Consider the following 2,087-nt stretch of genomic DNA (forward strand, 5'->3'; position numbering starts at 1 on the left):
GCTGTTCTGGGTGTGGGGGCTGACTCACCGTTTTTGGTGAGTTGGCCCTGTTCTGTCGTATTTTTGCGACGCCCACTCACCAGCTGCAGCGCCGCCAGCCCGGCGGCCGCCCGCAGCGCCCCGGTCACCTGCGACTCCCGCTCCCCGTACGGGCCCGCCTCGGCGAAGTGGGCGTGCGCCACCGCGAGCCGGCCGCGCGCCGCCGCCAGCCGGCCCAGCAGCAGCGCCTGCTCGACCCCGGCCATCGCGAGGTCCGGGAACTCGGCGCCCAGCGCGGCCAGCCGCTCCTCCAGCCCCTCCCAGCGCCCGGCCAGCCCGTCCAGGCGCACCAGCGCGATCCGGCTGTAGCACTCCAGGTACGGGATCGCCGCCTGCCGGGCCAGGCGCCGGCTCTCCTCCAGCAGCACCGCGGCCCGCCGGTCGTGGCCCAGCTCCACGGCGATCTCGCCCGCGTTGTACAGCGCGCGGGTGGTCTGCCGGACGATCTCCGGGCGCGGCGAGGTGCGCGGCAGCCCCTCCAGCAGCGCCCACACCGACGGGTCGCCCTCGCGCGCCAGGAAGGTCAGCCGGGTCGCCCGCACCGCGGCGGCCACCTCCTCGTCCGGGTGCGCGGCCAGCGTCCGCTCGGCCCGCTCCAGCCACTGCCAGGCCCGCTCCCCGGCGTCGTCGCGCTCGTTCATGGCCAGCGCCACCATCGCCCGGGCCGCCCGGGACGGGCGCGGCCCCAGCTCCTCCAGGGACTCCTCCATCCGGTCGAAACCGGCCCGGTCCCCGCCGTGCACGGCCATCAGGAAGCCCAGCGACAGGCGGATCTCGCCGCGGTCGGCCGCCGGCAGCCGCGGGTCGGCGATGATCGCGGTCAGCACCGCGGCGCTCGCCACCGAGTCCACGCCGTCGGCGGCGATCCGCGCCAGCGCGAGCGCCGCCCGCCCGCGCCGGCCCGGGTCGAGGTCGGGCTCGTCCAGCAGCCGGCGCAGCAGCGCCCCCGCGCTGCCGCTGTCCCCGAGCGCGACCGCCTGGTCGGCGGCCGCCTCGGCCACCTCCTGCCAGGCCGCCCGGTCGCCCAGCGCCAGCGTGTGGTGGGCGATCTGCACCAGCGGCCTCGGCTCCCGCGCGCCCAGCGCCGCCACCGCGCGCCGGTGCAGCGCGCCGCGCCGCGGCCCGGGCAGCCGGCGGTAGGCCACCTGCTGCGCCAGCACGTGCCGGAACCCGTACCGGGCCAGCGGCTGCTCGTGGAGCACCGCCGCCCGCAGCGCCTCGGTGAGGCCGTCGGCGGCGGCCTGCGCGTCCAGGCCGGCCACGGCGGCCAGCAGGTCCTCCCCGGCCGGCACGCCGAGCACGGCGGCGGCGCAGGCGATCGCGGCGGCGTCCGGGGACAGCGCCGCGAGCCGCTCGGTGACGGCGTCGCGCAGGCCGCGCGGCACCTCGGACTGCTCCAGGTCGGCGGCCAGGTCCGCGGCGTTGGTCAGCGCGCCGGCGCCGCGCCGCTCGCCCAGCGTGATCAGGTCCTCCTCGGCGACCAGCGGCAGGCCCTCGCTGCGCTCGAACAGCACCCGGGTGAGGGCGGCGGTGGCGCGCGGGCCGAGCGCGGCCCGGGCCAGCTCGTGGACCTCCGCCTCGGCCAGCGGGGACAGCCGCAGCAGCGCCCCGCCCACCCCGGCCGGGCGGCGGTAGGCGGCGCCCAGGGCCGGGGTGTCGGGCGGCAGGTCCTCGGCCCGGTAGGTGAGCACCAGGGCCAGCCCCGGCGGCACGTCCCGGGCCAGCAGCAGGAGCAGCTCGCGGGTGGCGTCGTCCACCCAGTGCAGGTCCTCGACGACCAGGACGGTCTCGCCGAGGGCGCCCAGCAGCGCGCGCACCGCCTGGACGAGCAGCCGCAGCCCCGGCGGGCCCTCGCCGGCGGCGGCGGGCAGCGGCGGCAGCCGGTCGGCGAGGTCGGGCAGCAGCGGGCGCAGCGCCCCGGCGCTGGCCGGGATGCGGTCGGCGGGCGGCAGGAACGGGCCCACCCCGCGCAGCGCGTCCACCACCGGGCCCAGCGGCACGCCACGGTCGCGCCGGTCTACGAGAAGCTCCAGCTGTTCGACGTCTAC

1 protein-coding gene is annotated in these 2,087 nt (G+C 79.3%); it reads right to left on the reverse strand.

Translation table 11 applies throughout. From position 1 onward, the window contains the following. Window positions 1–2,087: LuxR family transcriptional regulator (locus tag ABZW03_RS40200; protein ID WP_355269748.1), on the reverse strand; the 2,087-nt coding region annotated here is incomplete at both ends.

This window comes from Kitasatospora sp. NPDC004799, assembly GCF_040609095.1.
GTDB lineage: Bacteria > Actinomycetota > Actinomycetes > Streptomycetales > Streptomycetaceae > Kitasatospora.